The sequence below is a fragment of the Oleiphilus sp. HI0132 genome (genome assembly GCF_001635845.1).
The window spans coordinates 1-690 of sequence record NZ_LWGJ01001595.1 but is presented as its reverse complement, the minus strand read 5'-3'; the positions used below and the strand labels follow the sequence as shown (position 1 = coordinate 690).

At 40.9% G+C, this 690-nt stretch carries 1 protein-coding gene; it reads left to right on the top strand.

What is annotated here, in order from left to right:
- On the top strand, nt 1-494 hold a 494-nt coding region (locus tag A3766_RS24695), incomplete at its 5' end, for a glutamate--tRNA ligase family protein (protein ID WP_231882985.1).
- Nucleotides 495-690 lie beyond the last annotated feature (196 nt).

Genomic DNA, 690 nt, shown 5'->3' with positions numbered 1-690 from the left:
TCGATAAGCAAAACTGTGCTCAGAAGTTTAGGAATACCGAAGAACTATATTATTGGCATGACGGCATGCAAGGTGAACACTCGTATAAACTAGATGATGATTTTGTTCTTAAGCGTAAAGAAAGCTTTTATGCTTATCAACTAGCTGTGGTTAATGATGATCACCGACAGAATATTACACATGTCGTAAGAGGCTACGACCTACTCTTCTCTACTCCCATGCAATTGGCACTCTATCAAGCGCTTGACTATAAGCCTCCCGAATTCTCTCATTTCCCGGTACTATCTGCTAAAGGTCAGAAGCTGAGTAAACAAAACCACGCGAAGGCCGTCTCTTCTCTCCAAGCCAAAGAGAATTTGAGCTGTATCTTTAGGCTGTTGGGGATTGAGATATCATCAAAATGCTTATCTATCCCTCAAATGCTAGAAACTGCCATTGAACACTGGAACCCTAAAGTTCTCTCACGAGTTAAAGAGCTTCCATCTCCATATTGAGTTTTCGCGTGCCAGCTTTGGTATGAAGTCAAAATAAGTTATGATTCTTCGTCCACACAATAAAGCAACTAAACCTAATTTAAGCAGGGCTACATGCGCCGAATATTAATCATTGAAGATGACATTGATCACCGCGCGGGTTTACAAAATTTTCTAGAAGATGCTTTACACCAGGTTGATGTCGCATCATCAGTCA